The organism is Streptomyces sp. NPDC006925 (assembly GCF_042869575.1).
In the GTDB taxonomy this organism is placed as follows: Bacteria; Actinomycetota; Actinomycetes; order Streptomycetales; family Streptomycetaceae; genus Streptomyces.
The window spans coordinates 225,193-244,042 of sequence record NZ_JBIAGB010000001.1 but is presented as its reverse complement, the minus strand read 5'-3'; the positions used below and the strand labels follow the sequence as shown (position 1 = coordinate 244,042).

17 protein-coding genes and 1 pseudogene are annotated in these 18,850 nt (G+C 71.6%); 12 read left to right on the top strand and 6 right to left on the bottom strand.

Annotated features, from left to right (window positions below):
• Positions 1-31 precede the first annotated feature (31 nt).
• Positions 32-640 (top strand): TIGR03086 family metal-binding protein, encoded by a 609-nt coding sequence (locus tag ACFYNS_RS01135; RefSeq protein ID WP_360302713.1) that lies wholly within the window; start codon positions 32-34, stop codon positions 638-640.
• Between the two features lie 64 nt (positions 641-704).
• On the opposite strand, the gene ACFYNS_RS01130 is transcribed toward ACFYNS_RS01135, so the two are convergent.
• From ACFYNS_RS01130 to ACFYNS_RS01120, 3 genes are all read right to left on the bottom strand, one after another.
• Complete coding sequence (locus tag ACFYNS_RS01130) at positions 705-1,556, bottom strand: RimK family alpha-L-glutamate ligase (RefSeq protein ID WP_388599918.1); 852 nt, start codon at positions 1,554-1,556, stop codon at positions 705-707.
• On the bottom strand, positions 1,553-2,467 hold the full coding sequence (locus tag ACFYNS_RS01125; protein ID WP_388599916.1) for a RimK family alpha-L-glutamate ligase: 915 nt from the start codon (positions 2,465-2,467) through the stop codon (positions 1,553-1,555). The genes ACFYNS_RS01130 and ACFYNS_RS01125 overlap by 4 nt, the downstream gene beginning before the upstream one ends.
• Positions 2,468-2,690: 223 nt before the next feature.
• On the bottom strand, positions 2,691-2,963 hold the full coding sequence (locus tag ACFYNS_RS01120) for a winged helix-turn-helix transcriptional regulator (RefSeq protein WP_388600277.1): 273 nt from the start codon (positions 2,961-2,963) through the stop codon (positions 2,691-2,693).
• A 142-nt stretch (positions 2,964-3,105) separates the two neighbouring features.
• Between ACFYNS_RS01120 and ACFYNS_RS01115 the strand changes: the two genes are divergently transcribed.
• Complete coding sequence (locus tag ACFYNS_RS01115) at positions 3,106-3,666, top strand: carboxymuconolactone decarboxylase family protein (protein WP_360298778.1); 561 nt, start codon at positions 3,106-3,108, stop codon at positions 3,664-3,666.
• Positions 3,667-3,852: 186 nt separating this feature from the next.
• Positions 3,853-4,572 (top strand): annotated as a pseudogene (locus ACFYNS_RS01110) (SDR family NAD(P)-dependent oxidoreductase); the annotation flags it as partial.
• Between the two features lie 86 nt (positions 4,573-4,658).
• On the opposite strand, the gene ACFYNS_RS01105 reads toward ACFYNS_RS01110, so the two are convergent.
• Positions 4,659-5,969 (bottom strand): MFS transporter, encoded by a 1,311-nt coding sequence (locus tag ACFYNS_RS01105; protein ID WP_360298775.1) that lies wholly within the window; start codon positions 5,967-5,969, stop codon positions 4,659-4,661.
• A 486-nt stretch (positions 5,970-6,455) separates the two neighbouring features.
• Between ACFYNS_RS01105 and ACFYNS_RS01100 the strand changes: the two genes are divergently transcribed.
• Entirely contained in the window at positions 6,456-6,689 is a 234-nt protein-coding gene (locus tag ACFYNS_RS01100) for a hypothetical protein (protein WP_360298772.1), read from the top strand.
• A 100-nt stretch (positions 6,690-6,789) separates the two neighbouring features.
• Here ACFYNS_RS01100 and ACFYNS_RS01095 read toward each other — a convergent pair whose 3' ends face one another.
• Positions 6,790-8,289, bottom strand: a complete 1,500-nt coding sequence (locus ACFYNS_RS01095) for a hypothetical protein (protein ID WP_360298769.1) — start codon at positions 8,287-8,289, stop codon at positions 6,790-6,792.
• Positions 8,290-9,256: 967 nt separating this feature from the next.
• Here ACFYNS_RS01095 and ACFYNS_RS01090 point away from each other — a divergent pair.
• The 7 genes from ACFYNS_RS01090 (at position 9,257) to ACFYNS_RS01060 (ending at position 16,765) form a co-directional block, all read left to right on the top strand.
• Positions 9,257-10,807, top strand: coding sequence for an ATP-binding protein (locus ACFYNS_RS01090; protein WP_360298766.1), 1,551 nt, complete (start codon positions 9,257-9,259; stop codon positions 10,805-10,807).
• Positions 10,808-10,811: 4 nt separating this feature from the next.
• The gene (locus ACFYNS_RS01085) at positions 10,812-11,216 is read left to right on the top strand and encodes a roadblock/LC7 domain-containing protein (protein WP_074999516.1); all 405 of its coding nucleotides are present in this window, start codon (positions 10,812-10,814) and stop codon (positions 11,214-11,216) included.
• Entirely contained in the window at positions 11,213-11,578 is a 366-nt protein-coding gene (locus tag ACFYNS_RS01080; protein WP_360298763.1) for a DUF742 domain-containing protein, read from the top strand. The genes ACFYNS_RS01085 and ACFYNS_RS01080 overlap by 4 nt, the downstream gene beginning before the upstream one ends.
• Complete coding sequence (locus tag ACFYNS_RS01075) at positions 11,559-12,179, top strand: ATP/GTP-binding protein (RefSeq protein ID WP_360298760.1); 621 nt, start codon at positions 11,559-11,561, stop codon at positions 12,177-12,179. Before ACFYNS_RS01080 ends, ACFYNS_RS01075 begins: the two co-directional genes overlap by 20 nt.
• Entirely contained in the window at positions 12,176-13,441 is a 1,266-nt protein-coding gene (locus ACFYNS_RS01070; RefSeq protein WP_388599913.1) for a cytochrome P450, read from the top strand. Before ACFYNS_RS01075 ends, ACFYNS_RS01070 begins: the two co-directional genes overlap by 4 nt.
• Before the next feature lie 171 nt (positions 13,442-13,612).
• Positions 13,613-15,991 (top strand): chitinase C-terminal domain-containing protein, encoded by a 2,379-nt coding sequence (locus ACFYNS_RS01065; RefSeq protein WP_388599911.1) that lies wholly within the window; start codon positions 13,613-13,615, stop codon positions 15,989-15,991.
• Between the two features lie 351 nt (positions 15,992-16,342).
• Positions 16,343-16,765: an OsmC family protein gene (locus tag ACFYNS_RS01060; protein WP_360298752.1), complete on the top strand. Its 423-nt coding sequence runs from the start codon at positions 16,343-16,345 to the stop codon at positions 16,763-16,765.
• Between the two features lie 102 nt (positions 16,766-16,867).
• Here ACFYNS_RS01060 and ACFYNS_RS01055 read toward each other — a convergent pair whose 3' ends face one another.
• Positions 16,868-17,590 carry a hypothetical protein gene (locus ACFYNS_RS01055; RefSeq protein ID WP_388599909.1) on the bottom strand — a complete coding sequence of 241 codons (723 nt, stop codon included), beginning with the start codon at positions 17,588-17,590 and terminating at the stop codon, positions 16,868-16,870.
• A gap of 709 nt (positions 17,591-18,299) precedes the next feature.
• Between ACFYNS_RS01055 and ACFYNS_RS01050 the strand changes: the two genes are divergently transcribed.
• A complete protein-coding gene (locus tag ACFYNS_RS01050; protein WP_388599907.1) occupies positions 18,300-18,782 on the top strand; it encodes a hypothetical protein in 483 nt (160 codons plus the stop codon).
• Positions 18,783-18,850 lie beyond the last annotated feature (68 nt).

The following is an 18,850-nucleotide window of genomic DNA, read 5'->3' as shown; positions in this document are numbered from 1 at the left end:
GCCTGTGAACTACGAACGGATGGAGAAGACCGTGACCGGAAGACTCGTGCTGGAGCAGGCACACCAGGCGCTGCGCGCGGCGGTGCGCGGGGTCGACGCGGCGGGCCTGCGGCTGCCGACACCCTGCGAGAAGTGGGACGTGGCCCAGGTCCTGCAGCACGCGGTGGGCGACCAGCTCGCCTTCGCCGCCTTCCTGACCGGAGGTCCCGGTCCGACCGAGGACCCCTTCGCACCCTCCGGCGAGCTCGGCGACGAGCCCGGGGCGCTGCTGGAGTCGGCCCTCACCACGGCGGCCGCCGCCTGGGCGGACGTGCCCGCCGACGCGGAGGAGGTGCGGGTGCCGGTACCGCCCAACACGATGTCCCCCGCTCTCGGTCTGGGAGCCTGTGCACTCGACGCGGCCGTGCACGCCTGGGACATCGCGGTCGCGCTCGGGCGGCCCTCGCCGCTGACCGCGGACCTGGCCGGGCACCTGCTGCCGGCCGCCCGGCAGATCGTCGAACCGCTGCGGAACTTCGGCGCCTACGCACCCGAGTTGGAGCCCGCAGCCGATCCGGCGGGGGCTCCGGCCGCGGAAGGGCCGAGCGGCGAACTGCTCCGCTACCTGGGGCGCCGCCCCGACTGGTCGCCGCTGGTCTGAGCGCGCGGCCGGTGCCCCTGCCTCCGGCCGCGGGGGCACCGCGGTACGCGCCCGGCGCCGCCGTTCACCGTCCGGGGCTGCGTTCGGCGCTGGTGGCGCTCCGTGCGGCGGCACCCTTCCGCAGGACGAGTTCGGCGAGCGCGCGCGGTGCCTCCACCTGGCCGCGGATCCCGGGGAACGCGTTGATGTCCACGATCAGCGGGCCCACGCCGCCGTCGACGAGGTCGAGTCCGTACACCTCCAGGCCGAAGGCCGCACCCGTCCGCAGCGCGAGGTCGTACCAGTCGTGCGGCAGGTCGCCGGGTGCGAGGGGCTCGGCCGGCTCGCGGCCCGCGGGTCCGTCCTCGGCCAGCTCCGAGCGGCGCAGTCCCGCGAAGAGCTGCCCGGAGATCACCCAGATCTTGCGGTCCCAGCCGTCGTTCGCCGCGAACGGCTGCACCACGACCGGTTCGGAGCCCCATATGCCGCACAGTGCCCGGATCTCCCGGGCACCGTCGACGCGGGCGACGAGGTCGCCGCGCCTGCTGTACCGGCTCTTGACGACGAGCGGGCGCGTCGGCTGCAGTCCGGCCAGTTCCCGCAGCGCGCCCACCGTCCGGCCCGGCACGAACGGCAACCCGGCCCGGTGGGCGAGCCCGGCCATCCGCGTCCGGTCCTGGCATCGTGCGGTCGCCGCGGCGGAGTTCACCACCACCGCACCGTGCCGCTCCAGGGCGTGAGCCAGGGCGAGTGCGCGCGGGGTGCGGGCCTTGAGCAGGTAGACGTCGGCGAGCGGGCGTTCCGGTTCGGCGGACTGCTGAGCGGCCTCCGCGGTCGTCGGGTCGATCACCTCCACCTGGTGGTCGGGACGCAGCAGGGCCGTCGCGGAGGCGAGCAGCGGATGATCGGGCCGCGGGGTGATCAGAACGACCCTCACCGGGGTTCCCCGACCCCGGCGGCGACCTGTGACGCGGCCGGGGTCGGTCCCGACGCCCCGCCGGGTGGCGTCGGCAGCACTGCCTGGGGACGCCTGGCGCTCCCCGCGTGCGCCAGGGCGAGGATCGCGTGCGCCACCCGTGCCGTCGCCTCGGGTACCTGGCGGAAACTCGGGAAGTCGTTCACATCGACGACGACCGGGCCCTCGGGGCCGAGCAGCACGTCCACGCCGTACAGGTCGAGTCCGTACACGCTTCCTGTCTCGGCGGCGAGAGCGGCCACCTCCGCGCTCAGCGGCACTTGCTGCTCGGGCACCGACAGCTCGGGGTGCAGCGGCGAACACCGTTGGGTGGCGAACATCTCTCCGCCGACGCAGTACACCTTCAGGTCCGTACCGGAGTTGGGCACGTACGGCTGGGCGATCAGCAGCCCTTCACCGGCCAGCTCGCCGCACAGCCGCGGCAGCAGTTCGGGCGAGGCCACCAGCCGGACGGCCCGGCCCGCGCTTCCGTCGGCGGGTTTGACCACCAGGGGGAACTCGGAAGAGGGGATCTCTCCCAGGGACTCCGGCCGGGCCACCGTGTAGGTGACCGGCACCGGCAGTCCGCGGCTGCGGCCCACCGCCGCGGCGAGGGCCTTGTCCCGCACACCGCGGACCGAACGCGCGTCGTTGACCGTGGTGAGCCCCACCGCGGCGGCGGCTTCCAGCAGCGTCAGGCCGGGGCCGTGCGGCACGGTCTTGAGGATCCAGGCGTCGTGGCTGCCGGCCCGGATGTCCTCCGAGACCCGGATCAGTGAGACGCCCGGCCGCAGCACGTCCACACAGTGCCCCCAGGCCCTGAGCCGGCGGATGACCGCCATCGGCATGCCGTCCTCCCGGTACCGCTCCTCCACCAGGAAACAGAGCCTCATGAGCTTTCGCCGCCCCTCTGCGCAACTCCGGACGCCGGAAGAACCGTCCGGCATCCTGCTGACCATCCAACTGCATGATCCGCCCCGCCTTCTGGCGGCCCGTCACCGCCCCGGGAGCTGCGCCGCGGGCGGCTCCCGGGGCGGTGACGGCTGCCGGGGAACACCGGGGTGACCGGCCGTGGCCTCCCCGGTCGTGCGGGGCCCGCCTGTCGTGTGCACGGCCTCAGGCGTCCGCTGCGTCCGCCCACCGCCGGCTCCAGTCGCCCAGCGGGCGGAGGGCGTCGACGAGTTCCTCGCCGAGCGGCGTCAGGTGGTAGCCGTCGTCCCGCAGGGTGAGCAGCCGGGCTTGGGCCAGCTCCTCCAGCCGGGTGCTCAGCACGCTGGAGGACATCCGCTCGCACCGGCGCTGGAGCTCCCGGAAGCCGGCCGGGGCCTGGCTGAGTTCCCAGACGATGCGCATGGTCCAGCGGCGTCCGAGCAGATCGAGGGCGGCCATGATCGGGCGGCCCGACGCGGATCCGCGGACCGGTGCGCCGGGCCGGGGGGTTGCGGCTCCCGTGTCCACTCCTGGCTCCCTTCTCTTGTGCTTCGGCTGTCGAAGCAGCATAGTGGTTCGAAAATCGAAGCAGGGAGGCGCTGTGCCGCGCATCGAACCGCTCACTCCTCCGTACCCCGCCGACATCGCCGGGGCACTGGATCGCTGGATGCCCCCGGGAGTGCCGCACGAGCCCCTCGCGCTCTTCCGGGTGCTGCACCGCAACCCCGCGCTCGCCTCCCGGATGTTCGCGCTGGGCGCCGGTCTGCTCGGCCACGGCTCGCTGCCCGCCGTCGACCGGGAGCTCGTCATCGCGCGGGTGACGGCACGTGCGGACTGCGCCTACGAGTGGGGTGTGCACGCCGCAACCCTCGCCCGGCAGGCCGGACTCGGCCCCGAGCAGTTGCGTGCCACCGTCGACCCCGGCGCGGCGGCCGATCCGGTCTTCACACCCCGGCAGGCGGCGCTGTTGGACGCCGTCGACGAACTGCACGAGACGGCACGGCTGACCGAGCCCGCCTGGACCGCGCTGCGGGCCCACTTCGAGGACGTGCAACTGTTGGAGCTCCTCGTGCTGATCGGCTGGTACCGGACCATCAGCTGCCTGGCCAACGGACTGCTGCTGGAGGACGAGCCCTGGGCGCAGCCGTTCCCTTCCCGGTGAGCCCCCGCACCTCGGGGGCTGCGGCCGGGCACCATTGGCCGCACCTCCTGAGACGGCTCCCGCGCCCGCAGCGGCCCCCGGTCGCGTTCCCGAGGGGGGCCGGAATTCCACCCTTCCTTTCCCCGGAGCCCCGTTAGGGTCCTGCGCACATTCCATGCGGCGCGCGGCGGAGGAGACTGGCAGCAGATGGAGAAGGAACGTCGAATCGCATTGATCACCGGCTCTTCCTCCGGGATCGGCGCTGCCGTGGCCCGCCGTCTGACGGAAAGCGGGATGCGTGTCGTCGTCAATTCGAGCAGCTCGACCGGGGCCGGTGAGAAACTGGCCGAAGAACTTCCCGGCGCCCGCTACATAGGCGCGGATGTCGCCGACGAGAACGAGGCGCGGAGACTGGTGGCCCGCACCGAGCAGGAATGCGGCGGACTGGATGTCCTGGTGAACTGCGCGGGAGTCACCGCCCATATTCCGCTGGACGATCTGGCTGCCGCCGACAGTGCCGTGTGGCGCTGGATCCTCGACGTGAACGTGCTCGGCGTCTGGAACGTGGTCACAGCCGCCGAGAAAAGCCTCCGACGGACGCGAGGCGGGGGCTGCGTCGTCAACGTGTCGTCGGTCGCCGGACTGCGCCCCGGCGGCAGTTCCGTCCCGTATGCGGTGAGCAAGGCGGCGGTCAATCACCTGACCCGCATCCTCGCCAAAGCGCTGGCTCCCGACATCCGGGTCAACGCTGTGGCCCCGGGGATGACGGACACCCCGTGGTTCGACGTCTTCGACGACAAGCAGGAGCGGTTCGAGAAGGCGTCCGGGGCCATCCCGCTGGGGCGCGTCGGCACCCCGGAGAATGTCGCCGGTGTCTGCCTGCACTTCGCCGACGCGCCGTACATCACCGGGCAGGTGCTCGCCGTCGACGGCGGCACGGAGTTGCTCTGGCCTCCGACCGGGCCCCCGCGGGAGGGGAGGCGGACTTCGTCCGGCCGCCCGGAAGCGCACGGTCAGGCCGGGGGTCCGCCCTGGGGTGTGGGCTCCCGGGCGGGCTTTGCGGGCGGTGCGCTACCTTTCGCGCTGATCAGCCGCACTCCGCGCACGGACGGCAGGGAGAGGACGAAGGCATTGGCGGCCACCTGCCAGCAGACCCCGACGGCCAGCACTGTCGAGATGCTCGTACGCTCCGCCAGTGGTCCGGCCAGTGCAAGGCCGAGCGGGCCGATGGAGTAGGCACCGAACGACACGTACGACATCACCCGGGAGAGCGCCTCACGCGGCACGTACTGCTGAATGGTCGTCATCCACAAGGCGTTGAAGACCGAGTTGGCCACCCCCGCGCAAAGCGCACCGGCGCACACCACGCCGAGCGGCGCCCCGGCGGCCAGCGCGGCGGAGGGGGCCGCCCACAGCACTGTGACCAGGGTGGTGACCAGTAGTGGTCGCGAGGGCCGCCGGCCGAGCAGGAGCAGCCCGCCGAGGACGGAGCCGAGGCCGTAGACCGCCACGATCGCGCCCCACGAGCCGGCTCCGGAGTAACTCTCGTCCGCGGCGGCCGGTCCGAGCACCAGATACGGCGCCCAGACCACGAAGTTGAACATGGTGAACTGCAGCGTCACCGTCCACAGCCACCGGTGCGCGGTGAACACCCCCCAGCCGTCGCGCAGTTCGCGCAGCACGCCGGTGCCGACGACCGCCGCCCGCGACGGAGGGACGTGCAGCCGCATCAGGAACAGGGCGCACAAGGCGTAGGTTCCGGCGTCCACCATCAGCACCGTGGCGGGGGAGGCCAGCGTCACCAGTACCCCCGCGAGTGCGGGGCCCGCCACGCCGGCCACCGAGTTGCCCAGGCCGATCATGGTGTTGGCGTCCGGCAGCCGCGCGGGGGAGACCACGTGCGGCACCAGTCCGTCGAAGGAGGGCTTGAAGAAGGCTTCGCCGACGCCGCCGAGCGCGGCCAGCAGGAGGAGTTGCCACAGCCGGACCGATCCGGTCAGGAGCAGGACTGCCAACGCACCCTGGGTCAATGCGCGCAGCCAGTCGGAGCACAGCATGATCAGGCGGCGGGGCAGCCGGTCGCCGAGGACTCCTCCGCCCAGCAGGAGGGCGACGAGCGGCACGATGCGCGCAGCCATCACGAAGCTGAGGTCGGAGAGCGAGCCGGTGGCCTCCAGGACGGCGAACGCGAGCGCGACCGTCGCCATGGCGGTGCCGAGCATCGAAGTGGTGTAACCAATGAAGAAGATGCGGAAATTCCGCTCCCGCAGGACAGCCAGATGCCGTAATGCCTGGCGCAGGGAGTGCCGCGGGCGGCTCGCCATGTGTCTGGTCGCTCCTTCGGTGCTGGGTCCGGATCGAAAATTCCTATACCACGCTGCTCGGTGCCGCCGCGATGGTCGACTGGGTCGCCCGGCTGCCCCCGCCCGGTGAACATCGGAGGTTTCTTGGAGCGGACGCGCTCCACCCGGAAACGGAGGAGCGCGTTCCCTGTCCGACCGGTGCGGTGGCCGGTCACGGATTCCGACCGGGCCCGTGCCGCACATGTCAGTGGCCCAGACGGTTGACGGACCCGTGCGGCTGCGGTTCCCCGATGCACTTCCGATCCGGAGTGTTCCCGAGGATCAGCGCCGGGCGGTTCGGGATTCCGAACCTGCTCCGTTTTCACGCCTTTCCGCTCGCCTCTCCGCTCTGCTTTTCCCGGAGGCGGAGCGGACATCCCACAAGGAGCGAGCCCGCGCATCCCGCGGCCGTGGAGGTGTGGAACGGTTCCCGCGCAGGGCCAACCGCCCGGCAACGCATGGAGCGTGGTGCTCGATGCTGCCGGCAGGTCTCCGGACGCCGTCGCGCTCCGCGACGAGACCGAGGAGATCAGCTACGCCCGGCTGGTCTCCGCCGGTGCCGGGCCAGGCACGGGAGGCGGCAGCATCGGCACCGTCCACTCCCGGCTCACGGCTCCGTTCCCCGCCGTGCTGTGCGGACCCGCCCGCCCTCCGGAGGCGGAGGACGCGGCACCGTGCGGAGCGGCGCCTGGCACGGGGTAGCGGCTGCCGGGCGCGGCGCCGGACCGGCGGCGGCGTGTGCGGCACCCGCCTCCACCGGCACCGCGGTCTGCGCGTTCTCCGAGGCCCGGAGGCCGGCCGCTCAGCCGTCCAGCCAGTCGCCGGCGACCGCGGACGGCGCGTAGCCCTGGGCGTTCCACAGGAAGTGCGGATGGGCGCAGCCGAACATGTAGGAGAGCAGAGCCGTGTCCTCCTTGCAGGCGGGCGGCCGGTGCAGCGTGTGGAACAGGTCCGCACCCACCTCCCCGGAGTCCGTCTGGACCGCGCGGGCGCCCCGGCCGCCCGTCAGGCAGGCCCGGACGCCGGCGACGTAGGTGCGGCGCAGGATCTCCCATACCGAACCCACGTTGCCGCGCCACTCCCCGTGCAGCGCCTCGAAGGCGGCCAGTTCACGGTCGAAGAGCCGCCAGACCGCGGGCTGCTCCCGGCGGCAGCGCGCCGAGAGCGCAGCCGCGGCGGCGCCGAGGTGCTCCACCAGCGGGGTGTCGCCGACCTCCAGCCCCACCCCCTCGGTCAGCAGACCGGTGCAGGCGTTGGGTTCGATGCCGCACAGGAGGCAGTCCTCGTGTGCGGGGACACCGTCGGTGATCCCGTCGAACCACAGGGCGTGCCGGCCTGTCAGCCCTTCCCAGACGACGGTGGTGTTCATCAGCCAGGAGTTCCATCGCAGGTCGTGGGACTCCGGCAGGCACCCGTACTTGAGGAGTGCGACGACGCAGGCGCCGTAGAGCGCCTTGTCGTGGGTGGACATGGAGCTCAGCCAGAAGTTGCTGGCCTCACCGGTGACCGCGTCGGCGCGTACGTCGGTCATGTCGTTGAGCACGCGGCACAGGACCAGCGCCGCCAGGTGCTCCTCCTGCCACAGTTCCTCGTCCGGCGAGACGTGCCAGAACAGGCAGTCCATGAGCTGAAGCAGCGAGTAGGAGGGCTTGTCGAGCGGCGTGCGCTGGGGGAGTGTGACCGTGCCCGCCACATGCTGTGCGAGCCAGTACTCGTCGACCGACCGCTTGTGGGCGGCGTAGAGCCCGCACAGCAGGGCGCGTGCCCCGTTGCTCGTGCGGTCCCGCGCGAGCCCCCGCCGCACGCGCCGGACGCTCTCGGAGACCTCGATCGCCGCCTCGACGCGCTTGTACTCGTGGAGCACCAGGATGTCGTCCTGGTGCCGGAAGCGGAGGCCGAGGTCCCGTTCCGAGTCGTTCATCTTCCGGGTCCATACCCAGCCGCCCGTCAGCACGCTGTCGAGTTCCTTCCGCTCGGGCCAGGTCTTGACCCTCAGTGGCCGTCCGTCGCTCCTGCGCCAGTCGTAGTCCTCCAGCCCGCGGGGGAGCGGCTCGGGCAAGTGGGCGCAGAGGGCACAGGTGCACGCGCCGTCGTCCGCCGGTGCGTCCGGGCCCGTGGCGCGTTCGTGCCAGGCGCCCTCCAGTAACGCGCACGAGAGCCGGCACAGGTCGACGCCGGTCTCCATCCCGGGAAAGTCCTCCTGGACGACGGCAAGGTTCGCCTCCAGTCGTCGCAGGCGTTCCGCCCCGTGCTCGTCGAGTGCGGTGAATTCCCGGGGCGGTTGGTTCAGCGCGCCTTCCACGGAGAATGTGCGGCGAGGACGCTCTTCCCGGCGGACTGCCGTGTCACGACGCGTGATGCCGGTTTTCTCGCGTTGTTTGAAGTCGCTCGTAGAACTCTTGATCATACTCTTGATCATTTTTGCCAGTTCGCTACTGGTCGCGCTTCGTTCCATCGGTGAGTCCCTCCTGCTCGTGGGGTCGCCCACGGTGGTGCTGCGCGCATGACAAGCGCGCGCGGTTGCGGTGGCTCAGCGCACTCCTCGGGTGGGGATGCCGATCCGGATGTTCGCCGATGACCTGTCCGAAGCAGGTCCGCAGGCAGAAGAGCCCCTCCGGTCGCGGGCTTCGTGGGGTGGGCCGCGCAGCCGGCGGGACGTCCTGCCGGTACCAGGAGAGTCTCCCCATAATCGTCGGATGCATCCGGGGTGTGTACGCGGTATGTGCCTGGCTCATGTGACTGATCCAGGACAGTCAAAGTAGACCAGAAAAAGAACTCCTACGTGAGTAGATGTTCAAGAATCATCAACACGTTGCCGCGGAGAACTGTTCGAACAATCCCGGCCGTTCCGCTGGTGACTGCGGGTGGCATATGACACCCGCAGCGCGCGGGGTGAAGAGCCCCGCCTGTGCCCGCCCGCAGGTCGGAGCGGATCGCCCGTCGGCTGCCGCGGCATTCCGGGGCCGGGGCTGCCGCGGCCGAAGGAAGCCGGATTTCACGCAGCCCTGTTCGAACGGAAATCCGAGATCTATGGCGGAACATGGCATCTCCTGCGAGGCGGCCCCATGCCTGGCTAAACTCCCCGACTCCCGGCGGGTTGGCGCGCTCCCGGGAGCTGTGGCCTGCCGTCACATCGCTTCAGGAGCACTTACCGAAAGGGGGCGGAAGTGTCGGCTGACCACTCGGCGACAGCCGCCTCCGGTCACGGATCCGGCCGCCCGAACAGCGATTCCGACCCGCCCCGTCCGAGCAATTGGTTGAGGACCCAGATGGAACTTGCCACGACCCCACCCGCAGCCCGGCTGCCCGCTGCCTGGTACGTGTGGTGGGCACTTCCCGTAGCGATATGCGTGGCCACGGCCGTCGCGATGGTCGCGGGATCGGCCGGGGCGCAGCCGGCGGTCCTCATCGCCGGAGCGGTGGCCACCGCGGCCACGGCCGTGTGCGTCGAGCGCCTGCTGAACTGCGAACGCCGGTTCCGCCACGCGGTCGGCAGCCACCGGGACCAGGCGATGCGGGACAAGGAGCAGTGGGAGCGGTGGCTGGCCTCGGTGGAGGAGAAGTACACCACCGAGCTGTCGGCCCTGCAGGTGCGCCTGACCGACGTCACCGAGCGGCACCGGGTGCAACTGCTGCGGCTGCCACAGGAGTTCCTGCCGGCCGCCATCGACGCGCTGCGCCAGGGCGAGGCGATGGACGACCTGCTGCGGCCACTGGCCGAGGACCCCGAGGTGCCCGAGGAGTTCCGCGGCACCTTCCGGAAGATCCTCCGGTCCGCCATGATCGCCATCGAGGAGGAGTTCGACCGCAGCACCTCGGCCCGCCAGTCGGTGGTCAGCATCGGCAGTCGGATGCAGGTCTACACCAGCAAGATCCGGGCCCAGCTGCACGAGATGCAGGGCGTGCACGGCAACCTGCCGACAGTGGCGCGCGACCTGATGCAGCTCGACCAGGAGATCGGCCCGGCCGACTGCCTGGCCGCCAGCATCGTCGTGCTGGGGGGAGCCGACCGGCCGGGCAGGCAGTGGCAGACCCACCAGCCGCTGATCAGCGTGGCCCGCGGCGGCATGGCGCGCATCAAGGAGTACAAGCGCGTGCAGCTGCGCAGTCTCCCCGAGCTGGGCGTGGACGGCAGCCTGGTCGACCATCTCACGCTGATCCTCGCCCACCTGATGGACAATGCGACGCGGTACTCGCCGCCGGCCGAGACGGTGATCGTGTCCGGCCGGGAGGTCCCCAACGGGCTGGGCATCGAGATCCAGGACGCCGGGACCGGGCTCAAGGAGGAGAAGCGGCGCCAGGCGCTGCGGCTGCTGGACGGGGTGGCCGTCGGCTCGGGTCCGGGCGGACTGGCCGAGGATGCCCAGCTCGGCCTGCGGGTCGTGGGCAACCTCGCGCGCAAGTACGGCATCACGGTCACCTTCGACCACTCGCCTTGGCTCGGCACCGCCGTCGTCGTGGTGGTGCCGCACAAGTACTTCAAGCCCCTCGACCAGCCCCGCTATCCCGACCCGTCCTCGGTGCGGGCCGCCATCCCCCGGCGTCGCCCCGATCCGGTCCCGGTGAGCCCGCCGGCGGACGAGGCGCCGGAGGAGGAGCCGCTGCCGGGCGGCACCACGCCGGGCGGTCTGCCCAAGCGGAGCAAGCAGTCCGCTGACGGGCCCGGCGTCCGCCATGGCATGCGCGCTCCGGCCGGCGAGGACCCGGGCGTACCGCCCGAGGAGTCGTTCGCCGGACTGGCCGCCTTCGTCTCCGGCAGCGGCCCGGGCTCCGCAACCGACAGGCACGACCGCCTCGATGACCAACAAGAGGGTGACTAGCCACATGACGCAGCACCAGACCGATCTCAGCTGGGCGCTCCGCGAGCTGGCGGAGAGCATCCAGGAGATCCGCTTCGCACTGGTGGCCTCCTCCGACGGGAAGGCCATCACCTCCTACGGCGCGGACCCGGACGACGCAGACCGGTTCGCCGCCATCGTCGCGGGCCTGCAGTCGCTGGCCCAGCCGGTCGCCGAGCAGTTCCCCAAGGAGAACGGCCAGCTCCGGCTCGCCGGGATCGAGGTGGACGGCGGGCACCTGTTCGTCGTCCGCGCGGGAACCGAGACGTACCTGGGCGTGCTCGCCAGGTCCGGGCTCGACCAGGGTCTGCTCGGTCACCAGATGAGGGACTGCGCCCGCAGGATGGGAGACCTCCTCGGGACGGTGCCGCGGCAGGGGCAGCCTGGATGACCCAGCCGCGGCAGGGCTCGGGCCCGGGCGGGCTGGAGCGCTACTACGTACTCACCGGTGGGCGCAGTGCCCCCGGGGGAGCGGCGACTCTCGACGTGGCCACCCTGCTCGTCACCCGCTCCGCGCCGGAGCCCGGGGTCCAGCCCGAGCACGACGCCATCCTCCGCTGGTGCCGCGACCCGCTGTCGGTGGCCGAACTGGGCGCGCATCTGCGGCTGCCCTTCAACATCCTCGCGGTGCTGGTGGCCGATCTGCTGGGGGCAGGCCGGGTGGAAGCCCGTGATCCGATCGCAGGTACGGGCGACCCCGGTCCCGACCTCGCGCTTCTCGAGGAGGTACTCAGTGGACTTCAACGGCTTTGACCAGCCGGCGTTCCCGCAGCGGGCGGACGCGCTGCACCAGGGGAGCCGGTCGGTCAAGGTGATGGTCGCCGGCGGCTTCGGCACGGGGAAGACGACCATGGTCGGATCGGTGAGCGACATCGTGCCGCTCACCACGGAGGAGACCCTCACGCAGGCCAGCGCCGGAGTCGACGACCTGGTCGGCGTGGCGGACAAGAAGAGCACCACGGTCAGCCTGGACTTCGGCCGGATCAGCCTGAACGAGCAGCTCGTGCTGTACCTGTTCGGCACACCGGGCCAGGAGCGGTTCTGGTTCCTGTGGAACGGACTGTTCAAGGGCGCGCTCGGCGCGGTCGTCCTGGTGGACACCCGGCGACTGCAGTCCAGCTTCCGGGCCATCGAGGAGATGGAGCGCCTGGAGGTCCCGTTCGTCATCGCCGTCAACGTCTTCCCGGACGCCCGCCGCCACCCGGCCGAGGAGGTGCGGGAGGCCCTGGCCGTCTCGCCCGCCACCCCGATCGTCGACTGCGACGCACGCGACCGGGTGTCGAGCCGCGATGTGCTGATCACGCTCATCCGCCACGTCAAGGAACGCTCCGCCGCCGTATTGGAGTCCCGATGAACGCCCAGCCCTCCGACGACGGTACGCGCCTGGAGGTGCCGCTCCCGCCCGCCGGCTGCCCGGTGGGGCACACCGGTGCGGCGACCCGGCTGTACGCGGCGGAGTCCACAGCCGATCCGTATGCGACCTACTCGCGGCTGCGCAAGCAGTACGGGGCGGTGGCGCCGGTCCTGCTGGAGGGGGACGTGCGTGCCTGGCTGGTGCTCGGCTACCGGGAGAACCGGCGGGCGCTGGACAACCCGGGCCAGTTCAGCCGGGACTCGCGACGATGGCGGGACTGGCAGGAGGGGCGGATCGAGGAGATGTCCCCGCTCATCCCGATGCTGGGCTGGCGCCCCGACTGCCTCTCCCAGGACGGGGAGCCCCACCTGCGGCTGCGCGGTGCGGTCACCGACAGCATGGCGACGGTCGCCAATCGCGGGATACGCCGCCATGTCGTGCACTTCGCACACAAGCAGATCGACGCCTTCGCGCACACCGGGCGCGCCGACCTGGTCCCGCAGTACTCCGAGTACCTGCCCATGCTGGTACTCACCCGGCTCTTCGGACTGCCCGAGTCGGACGGGGAGCAACTGGTGGCGTCCTGCGCTCAGATGATGCGGGGCGGTGAGGGTGCCGTCGAGCACAACGAGCGGATCATGCGGGTCCTGGCCGATCTGACGGCGCACAAGCGGGCCGAACCCGGTCCCGACTTCGCCACGGGGCTGATCGAGCACCCCGCCTGCCTGGACGACGAGGAGGTACAGAATCACCTCCGCCTCGTCCTCATCGCGGCTCACACCACCACCAGCAATCTGCTGGCCCGAGTGCTGCAGGCGGTGCTCAGCAGCAGTTCCCATCTCGCCGACCTGGTGAGCGGGCAGCTGACCGTCACGGCCATCGTCGAGGAGATGATGTGGAACGCCCCGCCGTTGGCCGTGCTGCCGGGCCGGTTCGCCACCGCCGACTGCGAACTGGGCGGCCAGCAGGTCAAGGCGGGCGATCTGCTGATCCTCGGGCTGGGTCCGGGGAACCTGGACCCGGAGATCCGGCCCCGCACCGGCACGGCCGTCCGCGGAAACCAGGCCCACCTGGCGTTCAGCAGCGGCCCGCACGAGTGCCCGGGGCAGGCCATCGGGCAGGCCATCATCGAGACGGCGGTGGAGGTACTGGTGCACCGGCTGCCCGGACTGCGGCCCGCCGTCGATCCCGCCGAGCTCACCGACACGGCCTCCACCTGGGAGACCCGACTGGACCGCCTTCCGGTCACCTTTCCTGTGTAGCGCCGGAGCCGGGGGTGCCGGTTCGGCGGGTCGGTTCTTTGGTACAGACCTATTGACCTACTGGTCTAGTCCATTTAAGGTCTGCGTCACCTTCATCTGTGGCGGCCTCGCGGAGGCGGCACGTCGCGGGGCCGCCGCCCGGTGCGACACCGACCCCCCAGGAGGAATCAGATGGTGTCCCCCAGACGCGGGAGAAACCCGCTCAGACGCGGGAGAGCCGCGCTCTCCGCGGTCGCGGCCGCGACCGCGGCGCTGCTGCTCGGCGGTCTCACCGCCCCCGCGGCAGCCGCACCGCACGCCGCACCCCCCTCCGGTACCGACTCCGCGTCCGCGCCGGCCGGCGCGGACGAGTCCTGCCGTCCCGACGGCCTCTACTCCACACCGGGCGTCGACGTCCCGTACTGCTCGGTCTACGACGACAACGGGCGCGAGAAGATGGGCAGCGACCATCAGCGCCGCGTCATCGGCTACTTCAGCAGCTGGCGCACGGGCAAGGACGGCAACCCGGCGTATCTCGTCGACGACATCCCCTGGGACAAGGTCACCCACCTCAATTACGCCTTCGCGCACGTCGGCGACGACGACCGGATCTCGGTCGGCGCCGACAGCGCGGACAACCCGGCCACCGGGATGACCTGGCCCGGTGTCCAGGGCGCGGAAATGGACCCCGCGTACGCCTACAAGGGCCACTTCAATCTGCTCAACAAGTTCAAGAAGCAGCACCCGAACGTGAAGACGATGATCTCCGTCGGCGGTTGGGCGGAGAGCGGCGGCTACCTCGGCGACGACGGGGAGCGGGTGGCCTCCGGCGGGTTCTACTCGATGGCCACGAATTCCGACGGGTCCGTGAACCGCACCGGCATCGAGACGTTCGCCGACTCCGCGGTGGACTTCGTGCGCACCTACGGCTTCAACGGGGTCGACATCGACTACGAGTACGCCACCAGCATGAAGGACGCGGGCAACCCGCTGGACTGGTCGCTGGCCAACCCGCGGCGCGCGGGCCTGGTGAAGGGCTACGACGCGCTGATGAAGGCGCTGCGCCAGAAGCTCGACCGGGCCGGGGCCGAGGACGGGCGGCACTACCTGCTCACGGCCGCCGCACCGGCCTCCGGATGGCTGCTGCGCGGCATGGAGACGTACCAGATGCAGAAGTACCTGGACTACGTCAACATCATGTCCTACGACCTGCACGGCGCCTGGAACAAGTACGTCGGTCCGAACGCCTCGCTCTTCGACGACGGGAAGGACGGCGAACTGGCCGCCGCCGGGGTCTACGACACGTCGCAGTACGGCGGCATCGGCTATCTGAACACCGACTGGGCGTACCACTACTTCCGCGGATCGATGCCCGCCGGCCGCATCAACATCGGACTGCCCTACTACACCCGCGGACACAAGAACGTGCAGGGCGGCACCGCCGGACTCTGGGGCACCGCGCCCTCGTCCGACTGCCCCGCCGGGTCCGGGCTCAGCACGTGCGGCGACGGCGCCGTCGGCATCGACAACCTGTGGCACGACAAGGACGCGAACGGGGAGGAGTCCCCCGCGGGGTCGAACCCGATGTGGCACGCCAAGAACCTGGAGAAAGGTGTCGTCGGTGACTACATGACCGACTACGGCTTCCCGAACGACACCTCCCTGGAGGGCACCTACACCCGGCACTACGACTCGACGCTCGTGGCGCCCTGGCTGTGGAACGAGAAGAAGAAGGTCTTCCTGTCCACCGAGGACGAACAGTCGGTCGCGGCGAAGGCCGACTACGTGGTGGACCGCGGCCTGGGCGGCACGATGGTCTGGGAACTGGCGGGCGACTACGGCTGGAACGGTGACAAGGGCCAGTACGAGAGCGGCGACACGCTCACGACCGTCATGTACGACGCCTTCAAGTCCGCCTCCCCGTACGGCGCACGCCGGGCGGGCACCGACCTGCCCACCGACGCCGTCGACATCGACGTCTCCTTCGGGGACTTCCCGCTGGGCGACTCCAACTACCCCATCAGCCCGAAGCTGAAGATCACCAACAACACCGGGACCACGCTGCCGGGCGGTACCGAGTTCCAGTTCGACTACGGAACCTCCGCCCCGGACAACGCGAAGGACCAGTCCGGCTTCGGCGCGAAGGTGATCAGGAGCGGCCACAGCGGGCCCAACAAGGGCGGACTCGACGGTGACTTCCAGCGCGTCTCACTGAAGGTGCCGGGCTGGCAGTCCGTGCCGCCCGGCGGCTCGATCTCGCTCGACTTCGTCTACTACCTGCCCGTCTCGACCCCGTCCAACTGGACGGTGACCATCGACGGCACGACGTACGGGCTCGCCGGGGACCTGAGGCGCGGTACGACCGTGGTGGAGCCCGGCTCCGGCGATCCGGGCGATCCCGGGGAGCCCGGCGAGTGCTCCGGCGACGCGTGGGCGGCCTCCACCGTCTACCACGGCGGTGACGTGGTGGCGCACGACGGCCACACCTGGAAGGCCAAGTGGTGGACGCAGGGCGACGAGCCCGGCACGGGCGGGGGAGGAGGCGTCTGGGAGGACCTCGGCTCCTGCTGAGCCGAACGCCGCTCCCCGGCCGTCGGCGGCGGACGGCCTCCGTCCGCCGCCGACGGCGCCCCGGCGCCCGCCGCTGTGCCGGGGCGCCGCCCGGCGGTACGGACGCCGCGTGGCGGGGGCCCGGGCCGGGCACGCCGAGGTTTCGCGTGCCACGTCCTGGTGACCCCGGAAGGCGGCGGACACACGGCCCGGACACCGGGCGTGTGACTTTCGCCCGGCGGCCACGGGAGGACCGCGGGAAGCAGCACGACCGCACCCCGCTCTCCGCCGCCGGCTGCGGGCCGTCCGCCCGCCGCCGGAACGGCCCGCCGGACGCGGAGGAGGCCCGATCCGCCGCGGAAGGAGATCCCGATGTCGCACCACACGCTCCACACCACCGCGGCCTACTCGGTGAAGGGTGATTCTTCCTCGCCGGACGGCGACCGGGTGGGCGTGGAAGAGGGCGGAAGGGAACTGCCGGTGGCCGCCCCTCCCGGCCCGCAGGCGGCCCACGACGGGACGGAATGGAGCCCGGAGCAGCTCTACGCCGCCGCGGTGGCGTCGTGCCTCCATCAGACACTGGGTGTGGTCGGCAGCGAGACGGGCGCCGACCTGAGCGGCAGCCGGGTGCGCGCCGAGGTGGCCCTCAGCCACGAGGGTGCGCTGCGCTACTCCTTCACCACCCGCGCCGCGGTCGCGCTCCCGAACGTCGATCCGCGCGCACGGAACGGCATCGTGCGGGAGGCGATGCGTTCCTGCCCGGTGTCGGCGGAGGTCGAACTCGTCGACCCCTGACATCCGCGCCCGGCCGGGGCGCCGACGGCCCGCGGTCTCGGCCGCCGTACCCGGCCGCTCCGGCGCGCTCCGTCGCCCGGGCCCGGTCACGTGTCCGCTCGGCTACGCCTTCGCGCCGCCGGAGGACCGCAGCATGCCGGGGGAGAGGTCGAAGCTGAGCGCGAGGCCCTTCTCGGCAGCCTCGGCGCCGGTGAGCCGGACGCCCTCGGGCAGCTCGTCCTTCAGGCTGACGGTGCGCGGACCGAGCTGGTCGGCGAACCCGTCCATGCCGGGCAGCGAGGTCAGGGTGTCGATCCGCAGCTGCTGACCCATGACGCGCACGCTCTTCGGGGTGATGGTCAGGCCCCCGTCCGGGGAGGCGGAGACCGTGTTCAGCACGGTGACCGGGATCCCGAGACCGCCCACGGGGCCCGAGAGCGTGAGGTGGCTGCCGTCCGTGCCGGGCTTCATGTCCCGCACCGGCTCGGGCAGCTGCTCGGCCAGTTCGTCATAACCCACCGTGACGGTGGCCGACCCCGAGTGCGCACTGCCGTCGGTGGACACGCCGTGCAGGGCCGCGTCCACGGCGAAGGACGTGCCCTCGCGCCGGACCTCGTCCGCGCTGATGTGCACGGTCCCCACCCGGCCGGTCAGGGTCTTCAACCCGGCCAGCGGGTCCGTGAGCTCGGCGTGCACGCCGCTGGCGGAGTCGCCGAGCTCAGACCGGACGGCCTCGGTGGCGCGCTGCTGCGCCTCGTGTTCGACGAACGCGTTGGCACCCCCGCCCGCGGCGACGACGGCAGCGAGCGCGGAGACGGTGACGAGAACGATACGGCGGGTCTTCATCGAGGGTGGTACTCCCTGTCTGGGACACGGCGCCGGGACGGTGGCGCCGGGGCACCGCCCGGGCCCGGGGACGGGACCTCGACCGGTGCGCACCGGGCGGGTGCCCGGCGGTTACGTGTGGGGGATGGCGGTGGTGGCCGACCGCGTCGTCGGTGTCGGCGTCGGGCTTCCGGACCGAGGTCCCGCCGGGGCGCCTGTGGCACGGCCCGGCCGGGCGCCGGAGCGCCGGGCCCTCCGGACCGGACTTCCACCATGTGCCGGATTCCGGGTCCGCCACGGGTGGCTGCCGGAGCGGTAAGAGCACTTTTGGTGGAGTATGCCATGACAGCCGGCCCGCACCGTGCGCCCTGCGTCACACCTCACGGCCTTCGCTCCGCTGTGCACCGGGACCCGCACGGAGCGTGGCGCATGCGCCTTCCCGGCCGGCGCGCCCGTGCGGCGCGGTCTGCGAGGGCACAGTCGGCATCCGCGATCCGGCACGCCGCGTGCGGGCGGGTCGTCCTCCGCGGCAGTGCGGAAGGGGAGCGGTGCCGGGCCGGTGCGTGCCGCGATGCGCTGGGGGTTTCCGGTTTCGGAACGGCGCGGTAGCTCATTGGGATGGCACCCGGGGGCAGGCTCTCGACGCCGTTGTCGCGCAAAAGCAATGATTTGCGCACCAGTTGCACCTGCGTCGGCATTCCGGCGCAATTCGGTGAAGGAGCAGTGTGCGATGAACATGCGCGGAGCGGTGTGCGCGGTGGTGGCGGCGTTGGCCTTCGTGGGCGTGGGGAGCGCGCACGCGGCCACCCCGTCGAGTCCGGGAGTCTCGGCCGCGCCGGTCCGGGCGGCCGAACGGGCCGCGGTCGGGCGGGTCATGAGCGACCACATCATCCGGCCGCGGGCGACCATCTGCAAGAACCAGGCCTGGACCTCGGGGAACGGCCGGGCCGTTCTGCGGATGCAGCAGGACGGCAACTTCGTCCTGTACAAGGACGGACGCGCCGTCTGGCAGGCGCCGCACACCTGGAGCCGCGGCAACTGCGCCGTCTTCCAGGAGGACGGCAACTTCGTCGTCTACGACAGCGCCGGAAAGCCGGTCTGGGCGGCCGGCACCTGGCACAAGGGCGCCTACCTCGCCATCCAGGACGACGGCAACGTCGTCATCTACAACAGCGCCCGGCGGCCGGTCTGGGCGACCAACACCGGCGACTGACGCCTTCGCCCGGCCGTTCCCCGCAGTGCGCGGGGAACGGCCGGGGGCCCGGAGCACGCCCGGCGCCC

Bases quoted from the DNA above. Each gene is read 5' to 3' on its own strand.
- ACFYNS_RS01050 (WP_388599907.1), top strand. From the start codon at position 18,300: ATGAACATGCGCGGAGCGGTGTGCGCGGTGGTGGCGGCGTTGGCCTTC.
- ACFYNS_RS01065 (WP_388599911.1), top strand. From the start codon at position 13,613: ATGGTGTCCCCCAGACGCGGGAGAAACCCGCTCAGACGCGGGAGAGCC.
- ACFYNS_RS01085 (WP_074999516.1), top strand. From the start codon at position 10,812: ATGACGCAGCACCAGACCGATCTCAGCTGGGCGCTCCGCGAGCTGGCG.
- ACFYNS_RS01060 (WP_360298752.1), top strand. From the start codon at position 16,343: ATGTCGCACCACACGCTCCACACCACCGCGGCCTACTCGGTGAAGGGT.
- ACFYNS_RS01090 (WP_360298766.1), top strand. From the start codon at position 9,257: ATGGAACTTGCCACGACCCCACCCGCAGCCCGGCTGCCCGCTGCCTGG.
- ACFYNS_RS01125 (WP_388599916.1), bottom strand. From the start codon at position 2,467: ATGAGGCTCTGTTTCCTGGTGGAGGAGCGGTACCGGGAGGACGGCATG.
- ACFYNS_RS01105 (WP_360298775.1), bottom strand. From the start codon at position 5,969: ATGGCGAGCCGCCCGCGGCACTCCCTGCGCCAGGCATTACGGCATCTG.
- ACFYNS_RS01080 (WP_360298763.1), top strand. From the start codon at position 11,213: ATGACCCAGCCGCGGCAGGGCTCGGGCCCGGGCGGGCTGGAGCGCTAC.
- ACFYNS_RS01070 (WP_388599913.1), top strand. From the start codon at position 12,176: ATGAACGCCCAGCCCTCCGACGACGGTACGCGCCTGGAGGTGCCGCTC.
- ACFYNS_RS01055 (WP_388599909.1), bottom strand. From the start codon at position 17,590: ATGAAGACCCGCCGTATCGTTCTCGTCACCGTCTCCGCGCTCGCTGCC.
- ACFYNS_RS01120 (WP_388600277.1), bottom strand. From the start codon at position 2,963: ATGGCCGCCCTCGATCTGCTCGGACGCCGCTGGACCATGCGCATCGTC.